The organism is Gelidibacter sp. (assembly GCF_035515035.1).
In the GTDB taxonomy this organism is placed as follows: domain Bacteria; phylum Bacteroidota; class Bacteroidia; order Flavobacteriales; family Flavobacteriaceae; genus Gelidibacter.
Genome location: NZ_DATJCA010000106.1, coordinates 76,031 through 91,044, shown reverse-complemented (window position 1 = coordinate 91,044; position 15,014 = coordinate 76,031). Strand labels below are relative to the sequence as shown.

General features: G+C 37.4%; 15 protein-coding genes. 6 read left to right on the top strand and 9 right to left on the bottom strand.

The features are described from left to right. The first annotated feature begins 301 nt into the window (after positions 1-301). Positions 302-802 carry a GNAT family N-acetyltransferase gene (locus tag VLZ86_RS08650; protein ID WP_325450340.1) on the top strand — a complete coding sequence of 167 codons (501 nt, stop codon included), beginning with the start codon at positions 302-304 and terminating at the stop codon, positions 800-802. 210 nt (positions 803-1,012) lie between these two features. Here VLZ86_RS08650 and VLZ86_RS08645 read toward each other — a convergent pair whose 3' ends face one another. After that, positions 1,013-1,654: a 2OG-Fe(II) oxygenase gene (locus tag VLZ86_RS08645; protein WP_325450338.1), complete on the bottom strand. Its 642-nt coding sequence runs from the start codon at positions 1,652-1,654 to the stop codon at positions 1,013-1,015. Positions 1,655-1,771: 117 nt separating this feature from the next. On the opposite strand from VLZ86_RS08645, the gene VLZ86_RS08640 reads away from it, so the two are divergent. Then, positions 1,772-2,221, top strand: coding sequence for a 6-carboxytetrahydropterin synthase (locus VLZ86_RS08640; RefSeq protein WP_325450336.1), 450 nt, complete (start codon positions 1,772-1,774; stop codon positions 2,219-2,221). Positions 2,222-2,496: 275 nt separating this feature from the next. Further along, on the top strand, positions 2,497-3,249 hold the full coding sequence (locus VLZ86_RS08635) for a UDP-2,3-diacylglucosamine diphosphatase (RefSeq protein WP_325450334.1): 753 nt from the start codon (positions 2,497-2,499) through the stop codon (positions 3,247-3,249). Here VLZ86_RS08635 and VLZ86_RS08630 read toward each other — a convergent pair. The 8 genes from VLZ86_RS08630 to VLZ86_RS08595 all read right to left on the bottom strand — a co-directional run bounded on the left by VLZ86_RS08630 (position 3,246) and on the right by VLZ86_RS08595 (position 12,618). Continuing rightward, the gene (locus tag VLZ86_RS08630) at positions 3,246-4,526 is read right to left on the bottom strand and encodes an MFS transporter (protein WP_325450332.1); all 1,281 of its coding nucleotides are present in this window, start codon (positions 4,524-4,526) and stop codon (positions 3,246-3,248) included. The two genes, VLZ86_RS08635 and VLZ86_RS08630, sit on opposite strands and share 4 nt — an antisense overlap. A gap of 190 nt (positions 4,527-4,716) precedes the next feature. Beyond that, the gene (gene recJ, locus VLZ86_RS08625) at positions 4,717-6,408 is read right to left on the bottom strand and encodes a single-stranded-DNA-specific exonuclease RecJ (RefSeq protein WP_325450497.1); all 1,692 of its coding nucleotides are present in this window, start codon (positions 6,406-6,408) and stop codon (positions 4,717-4,719) included. A gap of 75 nt (positions 6,409-6,483) precedes the next feature. Next, positions 6,484-6,906: an OsmC family protein gene (locus VLZ86_RS08620; protein ID WP_325450330.1), complete on the bottom strand. Its 423-nt coding sequence runs from the start codon at positions 6,904-6,906 to the stop codon at positions 6,484-6,486. Positions 6,907-7,071: 165 nt separating this feature from the next. Then, positions 7,072-8,496, bottom strand: a complete 1,425-nt coding sequence (gene aspA / locus VLZ86_RS08615) for an aspartate ammonia-lyase (RefSeq protein ID WP_414652547.1) — start codon at positions 8,494-8,496, stop codon at positions 7,072-7,074. Between the two features lie 531 nt (positions 8,497-9,027). Beyond that, a complete protein-coding gene (locus VLZ86_RS08610) occupies positions 9,028-9,627 on the bottom strand; it encodes a uracil-DNA glycosylase family protein (RefSeq protein WP_325450326.1) in 600 nt (199 codons plus the stop codon). 16 nt (positions 9,628-9,643) lie between these two features. Continuing rightward, complete coding sequence (locus tag VLZ86_RS08605) at positions 9,644-11,011, bottom strand: NAD(P)/FAD-dependent oxidoreductase (protein ID WP_325450324.1); 1,368 nt, start codon at positions 11,009-11,011, stop codon at positions 9,644-9,646. Positions 11,012-11,193: 182 nt separating this feature from the next. Continuing rightward, the gene (gene rsmI / locus VLZ86_RS08600; RefSeq protein ID WP_325450322.1) at positions 11,194-11,871 is read right to left on the bottom strand and encodes a 16S rRNA (cytidine(1402)-2'-O)-methyltransferase; all 678 of its coding nucleotides are present in this window, start codon (positions 11,869-11,871) and stop codon (positions 11,194-11,196) included. 3 nt (positions 11,872-11,874) lie between these two features. Continuing rightward, the gene (locus VLZ86_RS08595; RefSeq protein ID WP_325450320.1) at positions 11,875-12,618 is read right to left on the bottom strand and encodes a hypothetical protein; all 744 of its coding nucleotides are present in this window, start codon (positions 12,616-12,618) and stop codon (positions 11,875-11,877) included. Between the two features lie 103 nt (positions 12,619-12,721). Between VLZ86_RS08595 and VLZ86_RS08590 the strand changes: the two genes are divergently transcribed. The 3 genes from VLZ86_RS08590 (at position 12,722) to mscL (ending at position 14,954) form a co-directional block, all read left to right on the top strand. After that, the gene (locus VLZ86_RS08590) at positions 12,722-13,369 is read left to right on the top strand and encodes a thymidine kinase (RefSeq protein ID WP_325450318.1); all 648 of its coding nucleotides are present in this window, start codon (positions 12,722-12,724) and stop codon (positions 13,367-13,369) included. Then, positions 13,362-14,468: an alanine racemase gene (gene alr, locus VLZ86_RS08585; RefSeq protein WP_325450316.1), complete on the top strand. Its 1,107-nt coding sequence runs from the start codon at positions 13,362-13,364 to the stop codon at positions 14,466-14,468. Before VLZ86_RS08590 ends, alr begins: the two co-directional genes overlap by 8 nt. 75 nt (positions 14,469-14,543) lie before the next feature. After that, a complete protein-coding gene (gene mscL / locus VLZ86_RS08580; RefSeq protein WP_325450315.1) occupies positions 14,544-14,954 on the top strand; it encodes a large conductance mechanosensitive channel protein MscL in 411 nt (136 codons plus the stop codon). Positions 14,955-15,014 lie beyond the last annotated feature (60 nt).

Below are 15,014 nucleotides of genomic sequence, written 5' to 3'. Positions count from 1 at the left end.
CCCGAACGTACCGTTCGGTACGAGCGGGTAGCCAACTGAGCTACATCCCCAAATTATCTTTACGCCACTTCCGTCCTGCGGAAGTTTTGAAAAACACTTAAGTTTCTTTGACTAAGCCGCAAACTTAAAATATTTTTTTCTTTTCTAACTACTTTTTTGATACTATATTTTTATCGCAAGCTAATTTCGATTTAATCCTTTGAAAAACACCATAACATTTCAATAAAAACTTTTTTATTTTTGATGACTCCAGCAGATTTAAAATACCCTTTATATCTTAAACACTAAATTTACCAAAAAAATGATCCGGAAAGCCACTTCGTCAGATATTGAATCTGTTTTATTGTTGACAAAAGCCTGTGCCAAGTCCATGATAAGCAAAGGAATTTACCAGTGGAATGAGCATTACCCAAATGCCGCCGCTTTTGAAAAAGACATTGCCAGGGACGAACTTTATGTATTGATCAGTGACCATGCAATTGTTGGAACTATCGTGATTTCTTCTTTTATGGACAAAGAATACCAGGCTATAACATGGCTAACTCCTAATGGAAAAAATCTATATATCCACCGCTTAGCAGTTCATCCCGACTATCAAGGACGTGGTTTTGCACAGAAACTTATGGATTTTGCAGAAAACTTTGGAAGAGACAATGGCTATAGCTCAATAAGGTTGGATACCTTTTCCCAAAATCCTAGAAACCAAAGATTTTATGAATGTCGCAATTACAGGCGTTTAGGTTCGGTTTATTTCCCTCTGCAAAGTGAGCATCCCTTTTATTGTTATGAGCATCTGTTGTAACTATTATATAAAATCCAAAACAATTGCTTTGATAAAAAAATTAGGCGAACGCGTTTTTCCTATGGCACAAAACGTTTAACTTTGACACTTTCTATTTTAAAATTAATCTATGGAAATTCTTGAGTTTTTAAGTGGTAACGGCTTGTTTTTAATATTAGCCATCGTATTGGTGGTTATTTATGTTTACAACCGAAGAAAAAATAAGTAGAATCACCTAGTCTTCAACCATCCCGTGATGCTCAATCTTTCGGTTTTAACAGGTTTTACCTCGTGTTCAATAAGCTGACTCTCAAAAACTACAACACGACCTGGAAAAGGATAGATGACCTTTTCTGTTTGACTACCATTATCATCCAAATACAATACCAATTCGCCTCCATTCTCTGGCACCCAACCCGATTCATTCAAATAACAAACAAAAGAAAGCTTACGTCTATCATCATTCTGAAAAGTATCAAGATGACGTTTATAAAAAGTGCCTTTCGGGTATAAAGCGTAGTGAAATTCTTTGTGAAGAATACCCAAAAAACACGTCCTGTTGAGATAGTTGACAAGACTATTGATTTTATTAAAAAACAAACCTTCGGCGCTATTGGCATGAGATTCATCAATCCATAAAATAACATCACCTCTAATAGCTTTGATAACGGTAGCATTAAGTTTATTGCCAATTGCCGCCTTTTTGAAAGCATCCTCCGTGTGTTTATCCATTAAAGACTGTCTGAGCAAACGCACCTCTTCGTCACTAAAAAAATCTTCAACAATGGCATACTTTTGAGCAACAATATCTTCAATAATCTTTTCGTATAAAGGATTCTCTACAAAAGCCATATCTTGAAAGATGGGATTCATTAAATACAGGAATTAAATGTGTGAAGTTCAAATAAATATAGGGTTAATCTGTCAAATGTAATCGAAAAAGAGATTCCTTTTTGCAATTTGAATATCTTTGCAGTAAATTAATGCTATATGAGCAGAATTCGAATTACAAAGCAATTTTCTTTTGAAACAGGCCACGCCCTTTACGGCTATGACGGCAAATGTAAAAATGTACATGGACACAGTTATAAATTGTCGGTTACTGTTATTGGTAAGCCAATCACAGATGCTTCAAATGTTAAGTTTGGGATGGTCATCGACTTCTCAGATTTGAAGACCATCGTAAAAGATGAAATTGTTGATGTCTTTGACCATGCTACTGTATTTAATAAAAACACACCACATGTAGAGTTGGCGAAAGAATTAAAAGATAGAGGCCATAGTGTGCTTTTGGTCGACTACCAGCCTACTAGTGAAATGATGGTGATTGATTTTGCTGAAAAAATCATAAAACATTTACCAGAAACGATTCAACTTCATTCCTTAAAACTTCAGGAAACTGACACAAGTTTTGCAGAATGGTATGCGAGTGATAATTAGTGTTCTGTCTACAGTGGGCAGTTTTCAGTAGGTAGTGGGCATTATTAAGTAGGTAGATGGCAGGTAGTTTAGGATTCTGAGGATATGATTTAGGCGCTTGCAGTTTTGAAATAGATAGCGAAATAATTTATCACAACATTTTATGTAGAAATCTATGAAAATCTGTGATTCTGATAGCAATCGGGACGTGTCAAAATTTTTAATAGATAGATATCAATCCGATCCGTTTTTAAATATGAGATTCCTTCGAAGGCAGGAATTTAAAAAGTAGTTTAATGAATATTCCAAAAGGAAAAAAAATATATTTTGCTTCTGACAACCATTTAGGAGCACCTACGAAAGACGAGTCGTATCGAAGGGAAAAAAAGTTTGTGGCTTGGTTAGACGAAATCAAACATGATGCTGCCGTTATCTTTTTACTTGGAGATCTTTTCGATTTTTGGTTTGAATACAAGACCGTTGTTCCAAAAGGATTTACAAGAACTTTAGGGAAACTTGCTGAAATAAGCGACTCTGGGATTCCTATTTACTACTTTGTGGGCAATCATGATTTATGGATGCACGGTTATTTTGAGGAAGAATTGAATATTGAAGTCTTTCATAAACCAAAGGAATTTGAATTTAATGACAAAACTTTTTTTATTGGGCATGGCGACGGTTTAGGACCTCATGACAAAGGCTACAAACGCATGAAAAAAGTGTTTACCAATCCGTTTTTTAAGTGGTGCTTTAGATGGTTACATCCAGATTTGGGCGTTAAGCTTGCCCAATATATGTCCGTTAAAAACAAATTGATTTCTGGTGATGAGGATGCCAAATTTTTAGGTGAAGACAAAGAATGGTTGGTACAGTATTCCAAAAGAAAATTAGAGGAGAAACATCGTGATTATTTTGTCTTTGGACACAGACATCTTCCAATGGAGGTTAAGTTGAATGACCAGTCTTCTTACATTAATCTCGGGGATTGGATCCAATATTATACCTACGGTGTTTTTGATGGTGAAAAAATGGAGCTAAAGACCTATTAAACTTCGTTCTCGTGCGCTTCTAGATCTTTTCGTAGATCCAGCTTTCTAAACGAAGGAGAGACAATTCCTGTGGTCACTACCGTCAATAAGGTCATTGTACCTCCGAAAACAACAGCGGTTACGGTTCCCATAAGCTTTGCTGTCAAACCGCTTTCAAAAGCCCCAAGTTCATTGGAAGACCCAACAAACATAGAATTAACGGAAGCCACGCGTCCTCGCATGTGGTCAGGTGTTTTTAATTGCAAAATGGTTTGGCGGATAACCATCGAAACACCATCAGTAACGCCACTGAAAAATAAGGCGGCAACGGATACCCAGAAAATGGATGACAATCCAAATACAATGATACTGACCCCAAAACCAAAAATAGCCCCCAATAGTTTCATTCCCGCATTTTTGCTGATAGGAATATAGGCCGTGATCAACATGGTTAAAAACGCCCCTACTGCCGGCGCTGCTCTTAGTACTCCAAAACCTTCAGATCCCACCTTTAGAATATCCTGTGCAAATATGGGCAACAGTGCCACTGCACCTCCAAAAAGAACAGCAACCATGTCTAAAGTCAAGGCTCCCAGTACGGCTTTTGTTTTAAATACAAATTTGATACCTTCTTTTAGGCTGTCCATGATGGGCTCACCAATTTTAGGATTCAAGATTGGTTTTTTAGAAATGCGAAGTAAATTAATAAGTGCCATTAATGCGAACCCCATAATCAAACACATGGACCAATGCACGCCAATCCAACCGATGCTAAAACCTGCCAGTGCTGGACCTAGAACCGAGGCCACCTGCCAAGTTGAACTGCTCCAAGTGGCTGCATTTGGATATAGTTTTTTGGGCACAATTAAAGCAATCAATGAAAATACTGTAGGACCAATAAATGCCCTAACCAATCCGCCACAAAACACCAAGAAATATATACTATATAAAATTTCATTGGTTGACCAGGTGCTTACGACTTTTGGCCAGGTCAATAAAAACAATCCAAAACTGATGACTGAAAACCCCAAAATGCATTTTATGAGAAGGCCCCTTTTTTCTTTTTGATCCACGATGTGCCCTGCAAAAAGCGCAATTCCTACCGCTGGAATAATCTCCATTAGACCAATTAAACCAAGCGACCATGGATCTTTAGTTATTGAATACACTTCCCATTCAATAATAATAAACTGCATGGACCACGCAAAAACCAACGCAAAGCGTACCATTAAAAAAATATTGAATTCCTTAATCCGAAGTGCAGCGTAAGGATCTTTTTTGCTTGGTTTTTGTTCCATAGACATCAGGCCTTTTAGAACAGTGATATGTGTACTAAAAAGCGCTTAAATTTTACTACAAATGTAAAACAACAGAGGTTGTTATTTTAGTTTTTTGTTTTCTAAAATAGTGGTGATTCTATTATAACTTTCTGAAAGAGACTTACAAAAATTCGGACTTTGCAGGGGAATCGAAAATTAAGTTCAATGATTAAGCTTTAATATCCCTTAATTTTAATTGCAGGCTAACCTGACCTTGCCAATGGTTTTCATCAATGGAGTATACTGCTTTAAAAGGTTTTTTATCCGTGATCAAATCATATTTATCACCCAGGTTAAAACCGATACCTACTATGTTTTGTGAATTTCCTTGTCGGGCTGTAATTCTTAAATGTTTATCGTCGCCTCCAACACATTTGCCATAACCTGTATCCTGTAAATTTTCGGTCATGAAAACTGGAGCCATGTTCCCAGGTCCAAAAGGGGCAAATTGTTTAAGAATACGGTAAAATTTAGGTGTAATATCTTTGAAGTCTATTTGAGTATCCACTCGGATTTCAGGAATCAATAGCGCTCTATCTATCGTTTTTGAAACCTCATCTTCAAAAGCTTGTTTAAAAGCTTCATAATTTTCTTCTTTGAGCGTCAATCCTGCGGCATATTTATGTCCCCCAAATTGTTCGATATGTACGCTGCACGCTTCTAATGCATTATACACATCAAATCCAGATACAGATCGAGCGGAAGCCGCCAATCTATCGCCACTTTTGGTAAAAACCAACGTAGGTCTGTAATATGTTTCAATTAAGCGCGATGCCACTATGCCAATAACCCCTTTATGCCAAGAATCTTGAAAAACGACTGAAGTGAAACGTTCCTCTTCTTCATATTCTGCAATTTGCAGTAATGCTTCTTGGGTAATTTGCTGATCGGCTTCTTTTCTATCGGTGTTAAACTGCTCAATTTGGAGGGCATAGGCCTGCGCAAATTCTTCATCTTCTTCCGTCAATAAAGCCACGGCGTGGTTCCCATGTTTCATCCGACCTGCGGCATTGATTCGTGGCGCTATTATGAAAACCACATCGGTAATGGTGAATTCGGTTTTTTTTGTTTGTGCGATAATTGCTCTAATCCCTGCGCGCGGCTGTCCATTGATCACTTGTAAGCCGAAGTAAGCTAACGTTCTATTTTCACCGGTAATGGGAACAATATCCGCCCCAATAGCTGTAGCCACCAAATCGAGATATTCAATTAGGTCTTCAATGGATTTACCGTCTCTGGACGCTAAAGCCTGAACTAATTTAAAACCAACACCACACCCGCACAATTCGTCATAAGGATATGTACAATCCTCACGTTTTGGATCTAGAATAGCCACAGCATCTGGAAGTTCAATTCCAGGTCTATGATGATCACAAATAATAAAATCGATCCCTTTTTCTTTAGCGTAAGCCACCTTATCAATGGCTTTTATCCCACAATCGAGCGCAATGATCAATGAAAAATCATTGTCATGGGCAAAATCTATTCCCTTTATAGAAACGCCGTAGCCTTCATCATAACGATCAGGAATATAGGTTGCTACAGCATGACTTCTGGTTTTTAAATAAGATGACATTAAGGCTACTGCCGTTGTTCCGTCCACATCATAATCCCCAAACACCAGTATGTTTTCAGATGCAGCGATGGCCTTTTCAATACGCCCCACCGCCTTATCCATATCCTTCATTAAAAAAGGATCATGTAATTCATCAAGGCTTGGCCTAAAAAATTGTTTGGCATCTTCAAAAGTCTCAATACCACGCTGAAGCAATAAAGAAGCAATAGTAGGCTCCACCTGAAGCGCTTCAGACAACTGCTTAATTTTGGAAAGTTCTGGTTTTGGTTTTAAGGTCCAACGCATTTTTTCGTTTCTGGTTTCAGGTTTAGAATGTTTCAAGTTTTATTGATCTCAGACCTGTCGGGTCTCAGTTGAAAACTATTTATTATGATAATGGATCGATGTATTCACTTTTGCAAATCTTCTAAACATTTCCATGACGCCGCAATATTTTTCTATGGATAAATCGACCGCTTTCTTTATCTTTCCTTCATCGAGGTTTTCGCCATAAAAATGATATTCCACTGTAACCGTATGGTAATATTTAGGATGTTCTTCTGTCAATTGGCCATAAGTATCCATTCTAAAATCTGAAACTGTTACTTTCATCTTATTCAATACTGAAACCACATCAAGTCCCGAACATCCAGCAAGTGCAGAAAGCATCATGGCTTTTGGTCGCAGTCCAGAATTATACCCACCATTTTCTTCTGAAGTATCCATTAACAAGGTTTTTCCACTTGGATTATCAGATTCAAATTGTGAGTTTCCTTTCCAGTGTGTGATGACTTTATCTTCCATTTTTATCAATTTAAAATTAGGAAGTTGTCTATTGTGAGTTCAACTTCCAAGTTTATATTCTTTCATCCAAAAATACTATTAAATATCAAGATTATCCCTTTAGGTTAGTGCAATATATTTGACCTCAAATGGACGATTGGAAAGTTTCTAAAAGACGAATTTCTACTATTTTAAAGCTAATGCCGTATATTCCGGATGCATTAAGTTTACAGGACTAAGGATCATGTCTAACTCTTTTTCAGACAGCAGCTTTTTCTCAAGAATAAGTTCTCTTATGGTTTTGCCTGTTGCTATGGCCTCTCTCCCAATCACATCTCCCATATGATGACCGATATAAGGACACAAGAAGGTGATAAGCCCCACCGAATTATAAACCATTCCCTTAGTATGAACTTCGTTTGCAGTGATTCCTAACACACATTTTTCAGCAAGTGCCACACAAGCATTAGAGAGTAATTCTATCGATTCAAAAATACACTGTGCAATAACCGGTTCCATGACGTTTAATTGCAATTGGCCGGCTTCCGCAGCAAACGATATGGTCACATCATTGCCAATCACTTTAAAGCACACTTGATTCACCACTTCAGGAATAACTGGATTGATTTTGGCCGGCATGATAGAAGAGCCAGCTTGCATTTCAGGCAAGTTTATTTCATTAAACCCACAACGCGGTCCAGAGGACAACAACCTTAAGTCATTACAAATTTTTGATAATTTAACCGCAGTTCTTTTCAATCCACCAGAAATCATAACATAGTCTCCACAATCAAAAGAAGCTTCAATTAGGTTTTCGGCCTCAACAAAACTAGCTTTAGTGAATTTTGCCAAATAGCCAACTGATAGTTTAGAAAACCCATTTGGGGAATTTACACGTGTGCCAATTGCAGTCCCACCTAAATTTACTGGCAGGATCACGTCTCTGCACATTTTTAGCATTTTTGTTTCCTCTTTTAAATTCGTGGACCATGCTGAAAATTCATCACCCAAAGACATAGGCACGGCATCCTGCAATTGTGTCCTGCCCATTTTCAACACCTTCTTGAACTCTGTCCCTTTTATGTCCAAACGTGTGGTAAGAGTATTAATTTTTTCCAACAGGTGGTTCATATAATAATATATTGCCACTCTAAGACCGGTAGGATAAGCACAATTGGTAGACTGCGATTTGTTGACATGATCGTTTGGATGCAAAATATCATATCGACCTTTCTCATGACCGTTCATAACCAAAGCCACATTTGCTATGACTTCATTGGCATTCATATTAACGGAGGTTCCTGCACCTCCCTGAAACAGATCAGATGGAAAATATTTTGCGTAGGTATCTAAATTGTCCAAGATTTCATCACAAGCATTGATGATCATATCAGCCTTTTCTGATGGCACGGTACCTATCTCCTTATTTGCAAAGGCTGCAGCTTTTTTAGTAATAATCAACCCTTTTATAAATAAAGGATAATCTAGAATTTTTGATTTTGAAATCTTAAAATTATTAATCGCGCGTTGTGTATGAATACCGTAATAAACATTGTCATTAATTTCCAATTCACCAAGTAAGTCTTCTTCAATTCTGGTTTTCATTGTAATGTGTTTTATCTTCTATTTGATATCGTTTTCGCTTAAAAACGCAATGTATAATAACTCACTAGCAATCAACATATTAAAGACATAGGTGTTTGACTAAAATATTGATTTTGAGTAGATTATATCCATTTTTTTAATCATATTTATAATGACAAAAAATAAATAAAACGGTAAAATTAATGAATTAAGCTCAATACGCAATGCGCAATTTTAAAAGGAAAGTTCGCTGTAAGATGGATTTTTAGCAATCCTCATTTATCAATGGGCAAACTGATAATTTAGAATATCAGACCCCTTATTGTAAGATTTTAATAATTGCTTGGTGTTTTATAAGCGTAGATTTAGGGATAATGAAACAAAGACTTCAATCACTGATGGATCTGCACCTATTTATGAAAAATGAAACCATAATAATGATTATCTATTTATTATGAGAATTAATAAAACATGGATTACAGGAAAATGATTTTGTCATTTTAAATTGAAACTTGATTGGTTTTTGACAATCTCATGCATTATGCAAAAGTGAAATTCCTATAAACTATTATTATGATCGGATTGTAGATCCAGGATCGTATTGATAGATTTTTTCAACTCCGATACCACTTCCTCTTCAAACCAAGGATTCCGAGTCAACCAAAACCGATTGCGAGGTGACGGGTGTGGCAATGGAAAATAATTAGGCAAATATTCTTGATAATCGGCAACGGTTTCTGTCAAGGTTTTCTTGGCATTTCTCTTCAAATAATATTTTTGGGCGTACATCCCTATTAAAAGTACCAATTCAACATTCGGCATAAACTCAAGAAGTTGTTGGTGCCATTGCGGGGCGCATTCTGGACGAGGTGGCAGATCACCACCTCCACCTCTACCTGGATAACAAAATCCCATAGGCACAATGGCAAAATTATTCTCATCGTAAAATTCTTCGGAAGTCACGCCTAGCCATTTCCGCAATTGTTTACCACTGGCGTCGTCCCAAGGTATTCCAGAGGCGTGCACTTTGGTTCCTGGAGCTTGCCCCACAATAACGATTTTAGAATTGGGATGCGCAGTCACTACTGGTCTTGGTCCCAGTGGCAAATGGGCTTTACAAAGACTGCAATTTCTTATATTATGAAGTAAATCTTGCATTGCAATTATATGACTATTACTTATTCTCCATCATCTTTTTAAAATCCATACTATAGGAAGGATAGGTTAACATCATGCGCTTAAATTCTTTAACGGTCATTTTATTATAGATTGCGGTTGCAAATACATTGATACTTTCGTTGGCTTCAGAACTTAATATGTGGGCACCCACTATTTCATCAGTCCGTTCATTTACTAAAATCGTGTAAGCATAGGTGTCTTCATTTTCCTTTCTCGCATTAAACCAATAGCTGCAATCACCTTGATAAACCTTAACGCTCTTATACCGCGCTTTAGCTTCTTCTAAGCCATAACCCACAGACGATAAGTTTGGCGTAGTAAATACCGTTGAAGGCACACAAGGCACATCTAAAATTTTTGACTTCTCCTTAACTACATTGTTTCCCACAATATATCCTTGAAGTCCAGAAAGTGGCGTAAGCGATGGTGACTTGTTGGAGACATCACCACAGGCATAGACCTTAGAGTGCGATTTGCTTTGTAAATAATCATTGACCACAATACCATCCTTATCTGCATCAATTCCGGCATTCTCCAAGCCTAAAGCTTCTATTGCCGGCACTCTGCCCGTGGCATTAATCACTTTTCTGGATTTATGAGTCTTTGCTTTTCCATCCATTGAATATGATATTTTTAAATTCTTTTTCAATTTTTCGATCCCGGTGACATCGGCATTAAAAACAAACGCTACTCCTAAATTTTCCAATTTAGTAATTAACTTTTTCACCAAATAGTCATCAAATTTGGCAAGAGATGTGTTGTCTCGTTCTAAAATGGTTACTTTACAACCCAAGGTTGCCAACATGCAGGCAAACTCCATGGCAATATATCCAGATCCAATAAAGGTTATGGACTTTGGAATTTTCTTAAAATTCAGAATGTCTTCACTTAGTTTCAGGTGCTCCTTGCCTTCAATGTCAAGGTCTCGAGGAATATTTCCGGTAGCAATAATAAAATGATCGGCAGATACCACCTTTCCTTCTACCTCAACTTCAGTTTTACTAATGAATTTTGGCGATTGGTGATATAGTGAAATACCTAACTTTTTTAATTTTTCTTCCGTATTTGGCGGAATGGGGTCAGAAAATGACCTTTTAAACTTTTGTACTTTCTTCCAATTCAGTTTTGGTAATTTTTCAACACCCCGGCCTCTTAAGTTTCTACTTTGATAGACCAAATGTGAAAATTGAAGTAATATCTTTTTGGAATCGCAACCTCTATTGGCACAAGTTCCTCCAAATTCTCTATTATCAGCAATGGCAACACTCAGATTGTATTCCCTACAAATCTCTGCAGCGGTTTGTCCAGCAATACCAGTTCCAATGACAAAAACGTCGTAGTGTTTTATTTTAGTGTTTTTCATAACGATTAAGATACCGAAACTTCCGATAAAATATGTTATGAAAATTCTAAAGTTTAGAAAAATCCAGTATTGCCAGAGAAAAAGATGAAGATATTAGAACAAAGACAAGATGAGATGCTAAAAAAAATAACCTTTGAATTTAAACCTCGTCTTAACCACGTTTTTTAGTAGTCGTTAAAGAATTATTCCTTTGGTTTGCCACCAACCACGATCACAATTTCGCCTTTGGGCGGTTTTGCGGTATAATGCTGCAAAACTTCCATTGCCGTACCTCTGATGGTCTCTTCATAGAGTTTGGTCATCTCCCTAGAAACGGAGACAGCTCGGTCTTCACCAAAATATTCACAAAAATGAGACAAGGTCTTAATAAGTTTATGTGGACTCTCATAAAAAATTAGGGTTCGGGTTTCTTCAGCTAAATGAAGTAATCGTGTCTGTCTTCCTTTTTTGACGGGTAGAAATCCTTCAAACACAAATTTGTCAGTGGGCATGCCGCTATTCACCAATGCCGGAACAAAAGCAGTCGCTCCTGGGAGACAATCCACTTCTATCTGATGTTCAATACAGGCACGCGTCAATAAAAATCCTGGATCAGAAATAGCTGGTGTTCCTGCATCGCTAATTAATGCGACTGTAGTACCCGATTTTATTTTTTGAACCAAAAGCTCCACCGTTTTGTGCTCGTTATGCATATGATGGGATTGCGACGGGGTTGCAATCTCAAAATGCTTTAAGAGTTTGCCGGAAGTACGTGTGTCCTCTGCCAAAATTAAATCGACTTCCTTTAGAACTTCAACCGCCCTAATAGTCATGTCCTTTAAATTACCAATCGGCGTGGGAACGATGTATAGTTTACCCATTTATTAATCAAACTTTCCTTCTATAATCTTCATAAATCGATCTTCCACATCCTCTTTCCCTAACCAATTATTATAATCCGGTTTGACAATGTTCTGGATTAAATTTCGTGCTTCATCTAAAGAACTTGAGGTATTAATTTGAGAAAGCACACGATCATAGTCTTCTCGTTGGCCATCAAAAAGATGTTTTATAAAGGCTATTTTATCATTAAGGCCAATATTGATTCCGTTTTTAAGTTTGTCGTTTAAGGATTTTTTCAACTTCTCATTTGAATTTGGAACAGGGTCAAAAACAGGCATGTTCTTAAAGCCGGCCGTCAGCTCCTCAAAGTCGTCCTTATCTTCTGGCTCGTCATCTGGTGTTTCAGGAAGTGATTGTTGGATAAAAGCATCTATTTGATGTGTCTCATGGGGCATTTGGGCTACCATGTCTTTAATTTTCTCCATGACGGGCTCCATAATATCATCATCCTCTACTTCATCAAGATTGACATAAATTTTATCATCACGTTCAATATTATCACTAATTTTATTGTTGAAGGCCACATCCAACATCTCAAAGAATGACGAATCAACGCCAATAGTAGGCATTGATTGTTCCAAATTTTCATTGGCAAATTTTAAAACGCTCAATTTTTCATATAACAAACCCACTTCGCGGTGCATTTCCTTAACATTCTCTCTGCCCTTTAATTTTAGAATGCGATGTGCAATACTCATTAATTCAGACTCCAACTTCTTCTTCATAACTTTTAACTTTAATTCTAATTTATGCTTTTGATTTTTGGTAAATTTGCGCCACCTTTATGTCAAACGAAGGTAGGCTTTGTTTTAGTGTTAAAATTACGAAATGTTTCTTGAAAATACAGTAAATCCTAAAGAACAATTTGGGTGGATTGAGGTTATATGCGGCTCTATGTTCTCGGGTAAGACTGAAGAATTGATCAGGCGTCTGAAGCGCGCCCAGTTTGCAAAACAAAAAGTTGAAATCTTCAAACCTACCGTTGACGTGCGGTATGATGAAGGCATGGTAGTCTCTCATGACGCCAATGAAATCCGTTCAACGCCAGTACCCGCAGCTGCTAACATTCCAATTTTGGCTGACGGTTGTGATGTGGTCGGGATTGACGAAGCCCAATTTTTTGACGATGAGATTATTCGGGTTTGCAATGACTTAGCCAATAAAGGCGTCAGGGTCATCGTGGCCGGACTGGATATGGATTTTAAAGGGAATCCTTTTGGTCCCATGCCCTATCTAATGGCCACTGCTGAGTACGTCACTAAAGTCCACGCCATTTGCACTCGTACAGGAAACTTAGCACAATACAGTTACAGAAAAGCCCAAAGTGACGCTTTGGTCCTTTTGGGAGAGGTTGATGAATATGAACCCTTGAGCCGTGGTGCCTTTTACAAAGCCATGTTAAATGATAAAATAAGAGGAATGAAGGTCAACGATCCTTTAGAACTCAATCAACAAACCAAAAACCCCAATGCCTAAAGCGCAAGAAACTATTCTAGAAATTGAGCTTTCAGCCTTAAAGCACAATTACGAATATCTCAAATCCAAACTCCAAAAAAATACCAAATTTCTAGCCGTAGTTAAGGCATTTGCTTACGGTCATGATGCTGACGAAATCGCGCTTTATTTGCAAAATTTAGAGGTGGATTATTTTGCTGTCGCCTATACCGGAGAAGGCGTAGCGTTAAGAGATGCAGGTATTACAAAACCAATTTTGGTGTTGCATCCCTTGCCCATAGGGTTCAGCACTATCATTGAAAGATGTTTAGAACCCAGCATTTATAACCATAAAGTACTCAATACATTCATACAGATGGCCGCTGAGAAAAATCAAAAGGACTATCCCATTCATTTAAAGTTTAATACGGGACTAAACCGATTGGGTTTTTCTGAAAACGATGTTGAGGGCGTCTATTCAAAGCTCAACGCATCGAATGCCGTCAGTGTGAAATCGATTTTTTCTCATTTGGCAGCAAGTGAAGATCCATCGGAAAAGGAATTTTCGCAACTTCAAATAAATTCCTTTAAAAACATATCAGAAAAATTTAAATCGTTTTTTGGTTATCTACCCATGCGCCATATGAGCAATACTTCGGGAATATTAAATTATCCAGAGGCCCATTTCGATATGGTGCGAAGTGGCATTGGATTATATGGTTTTGGAAATTCAGAAACAGAAAATAAAAATTTCAGGCCTATTGCTTCGCTTAAATCGGTTATCTCTCAAATACATGACATAGAGAAAGGCGAAACTGTAGGTTATAATCGCGCTTATAAAAGTGAATCTTCTATAAAAACGGCAACAATTCCTATTGGTCATGCTGATGGGCTTGGAAGGCCCTACGGAAATGGAAAAGGGTATGTGATTATATCGGGGAAAAAAGCCTCTATTGTTGGAAATGTCTGTATGGACATGATCATGGTCAATATCACAGGAATTGAATGTCAAGAAGGTGATGAAGTCATTGTCTTTGATGCTTCAAACACTGCCGAAGAATTGGCGCATTCTGCCAATACGATTTCTTACGAGTTGATTACGGCAATTTCACAACGTGTTAAAAGAAATGTTAAAAAATAATCCTTCTCAAGAAATAAACCTCCCTTTTTTTACTTATTTTCGTAAGAATATAACACTAACTTAATTTAAAAAATTATGTGGAAAGAATTTAAAGATTTTATCATGACGGGTAACGTCATCGATTTGGCCGTAGCAGTTTTGCTTGCTGGCGCTGTCGGATTAGTTGTCAATGGCTTTGTCAGTGACATCATGATGCCTATCGTAGGTTATTTCTCTGGAGGTGTCGATTTTGCTGACATGTTCTATGCGTTAGATGGAAAAACTTATGAGTCCTTAGCAGTTGCAACTGAAGCTGGTGCAGCAGTAATTGCTTATGGAAAATGGATCAACTCCATCATTAATTTATTGATTGTTGGTTTTGTTTTATTTATGATCGTCAAAGCGTATGCTAAAGTAAGAGCCAAAAAGGAAGAAGAGCCTGCAGCTCCTGCTGGACCAACTGAAGTTGATTTATTGAAAGAAATCAGAGACGCACTAAAAAAATAATCACGCTACACCCATATTCTAACTTTAACCCGATTTATACAATAAATCGGGTTCTTTTTT

Excerpts from the sequence above, each read along its gene's own strand:
- VLZ86_RS08650 (WP_325450340.1), top strand. The coding sequence starts at position 302 with ATGATCCGGAAAGCCACTTCGTCAGATATTGAATCTGTTTTATTGTTG.
- VLZ86_RS08645 (WP_325450338.1), bottom strand. The coding sequence starts at position 1,654 with ATGAATCCCATCTTTCAAGATATGGCTTTTGTAGAGAATCCTTTATAC.
- VLZ86_RS08640 (WP_325450336.1), top strand. The coding sequence starts at position 1,772 with ATGAGCAGAATTCGAATTACAAAGCAATTTTCTTTTGAAACAGGCCAC.
- VLZ86_RS08635 (WP_325450334.1), top strand. The coding sequence starts at position 2,497 with ATGAATATTCCAAAAGGAAAAAAAATATATTTTGCTTCTGACAACCAT.
- VLZ86_RS08630 (WP_325450332.1), bottom strand. The coding sequence starts at position 4,526 with ATGGAACAAAAACCAAGCAAAAAAGATCCTTACGCTGCACTTCGGATT.
- recJ (WP_325450497.1), bottom strand. The coding sequence starts at position 6,408 with ATGCGTTGGACCTTAAAACCAAAACCAGAACTTTCCAAAATTAAGCAG.
- VLZ86_RS08620 (WP_325450330.1), bottom strand. The coding sequence starts at position 6,906 with ATGGAAGATAAAGTCATCACACACTGGAAAGGAAACTCACAATTTGAA.
- VLZ86_RS08610 (WP_325450326.1), bottom strand. The coding sequence starts at position 9,627 with ATGCAAGATTTACTTCATAATATAAGAAATTGCAGTCTTTGTAAAGCC.
- VLZ86_RS08605 (WP_325450324.1), bottom strand. The coding sequence starts at position 11,011 with ATGAAAAACACTAAAATAAAACACTACGACGTTTTTGTCATTGGAACT.
- rsmI (WP_325450322.1), bottom strand. The coding sequence starts at position 11,871 with ATGGGTAAACTATACATCGTTCCCACGCCGATTGGTAATTTAAAGGAC.
- VLZ86_RS08595 (WP_325450320.1), bottom strand. The coding sequence starts at position 12,618 with ATGAAGAAGAAGTTGGAGTCTGAATTAATGAGTATTGCACATCGCATT.
- VLZ86_RS08590 (WP_325450318.1), top strand. The coding sequence starts at position 12,722 with ATGTTTCTTGAAAATACAGTAAATCCTAAAGAACAATTTGGGTGGATT.
- alr (WP_325450316.1), top strand. The coding sequence starts at position 13,362 with ATGCCTAAAGCGCAAGAAACTATTCTAGAAATTGAGCTTTCAGCCTTA.
- mscL (WP_325450315.1), top strand. The coding sequence starts at position 14,544 with ATGTGGAAAGAATTTAAAGATTTTATCATGACGGGTAACGTCATCGAT.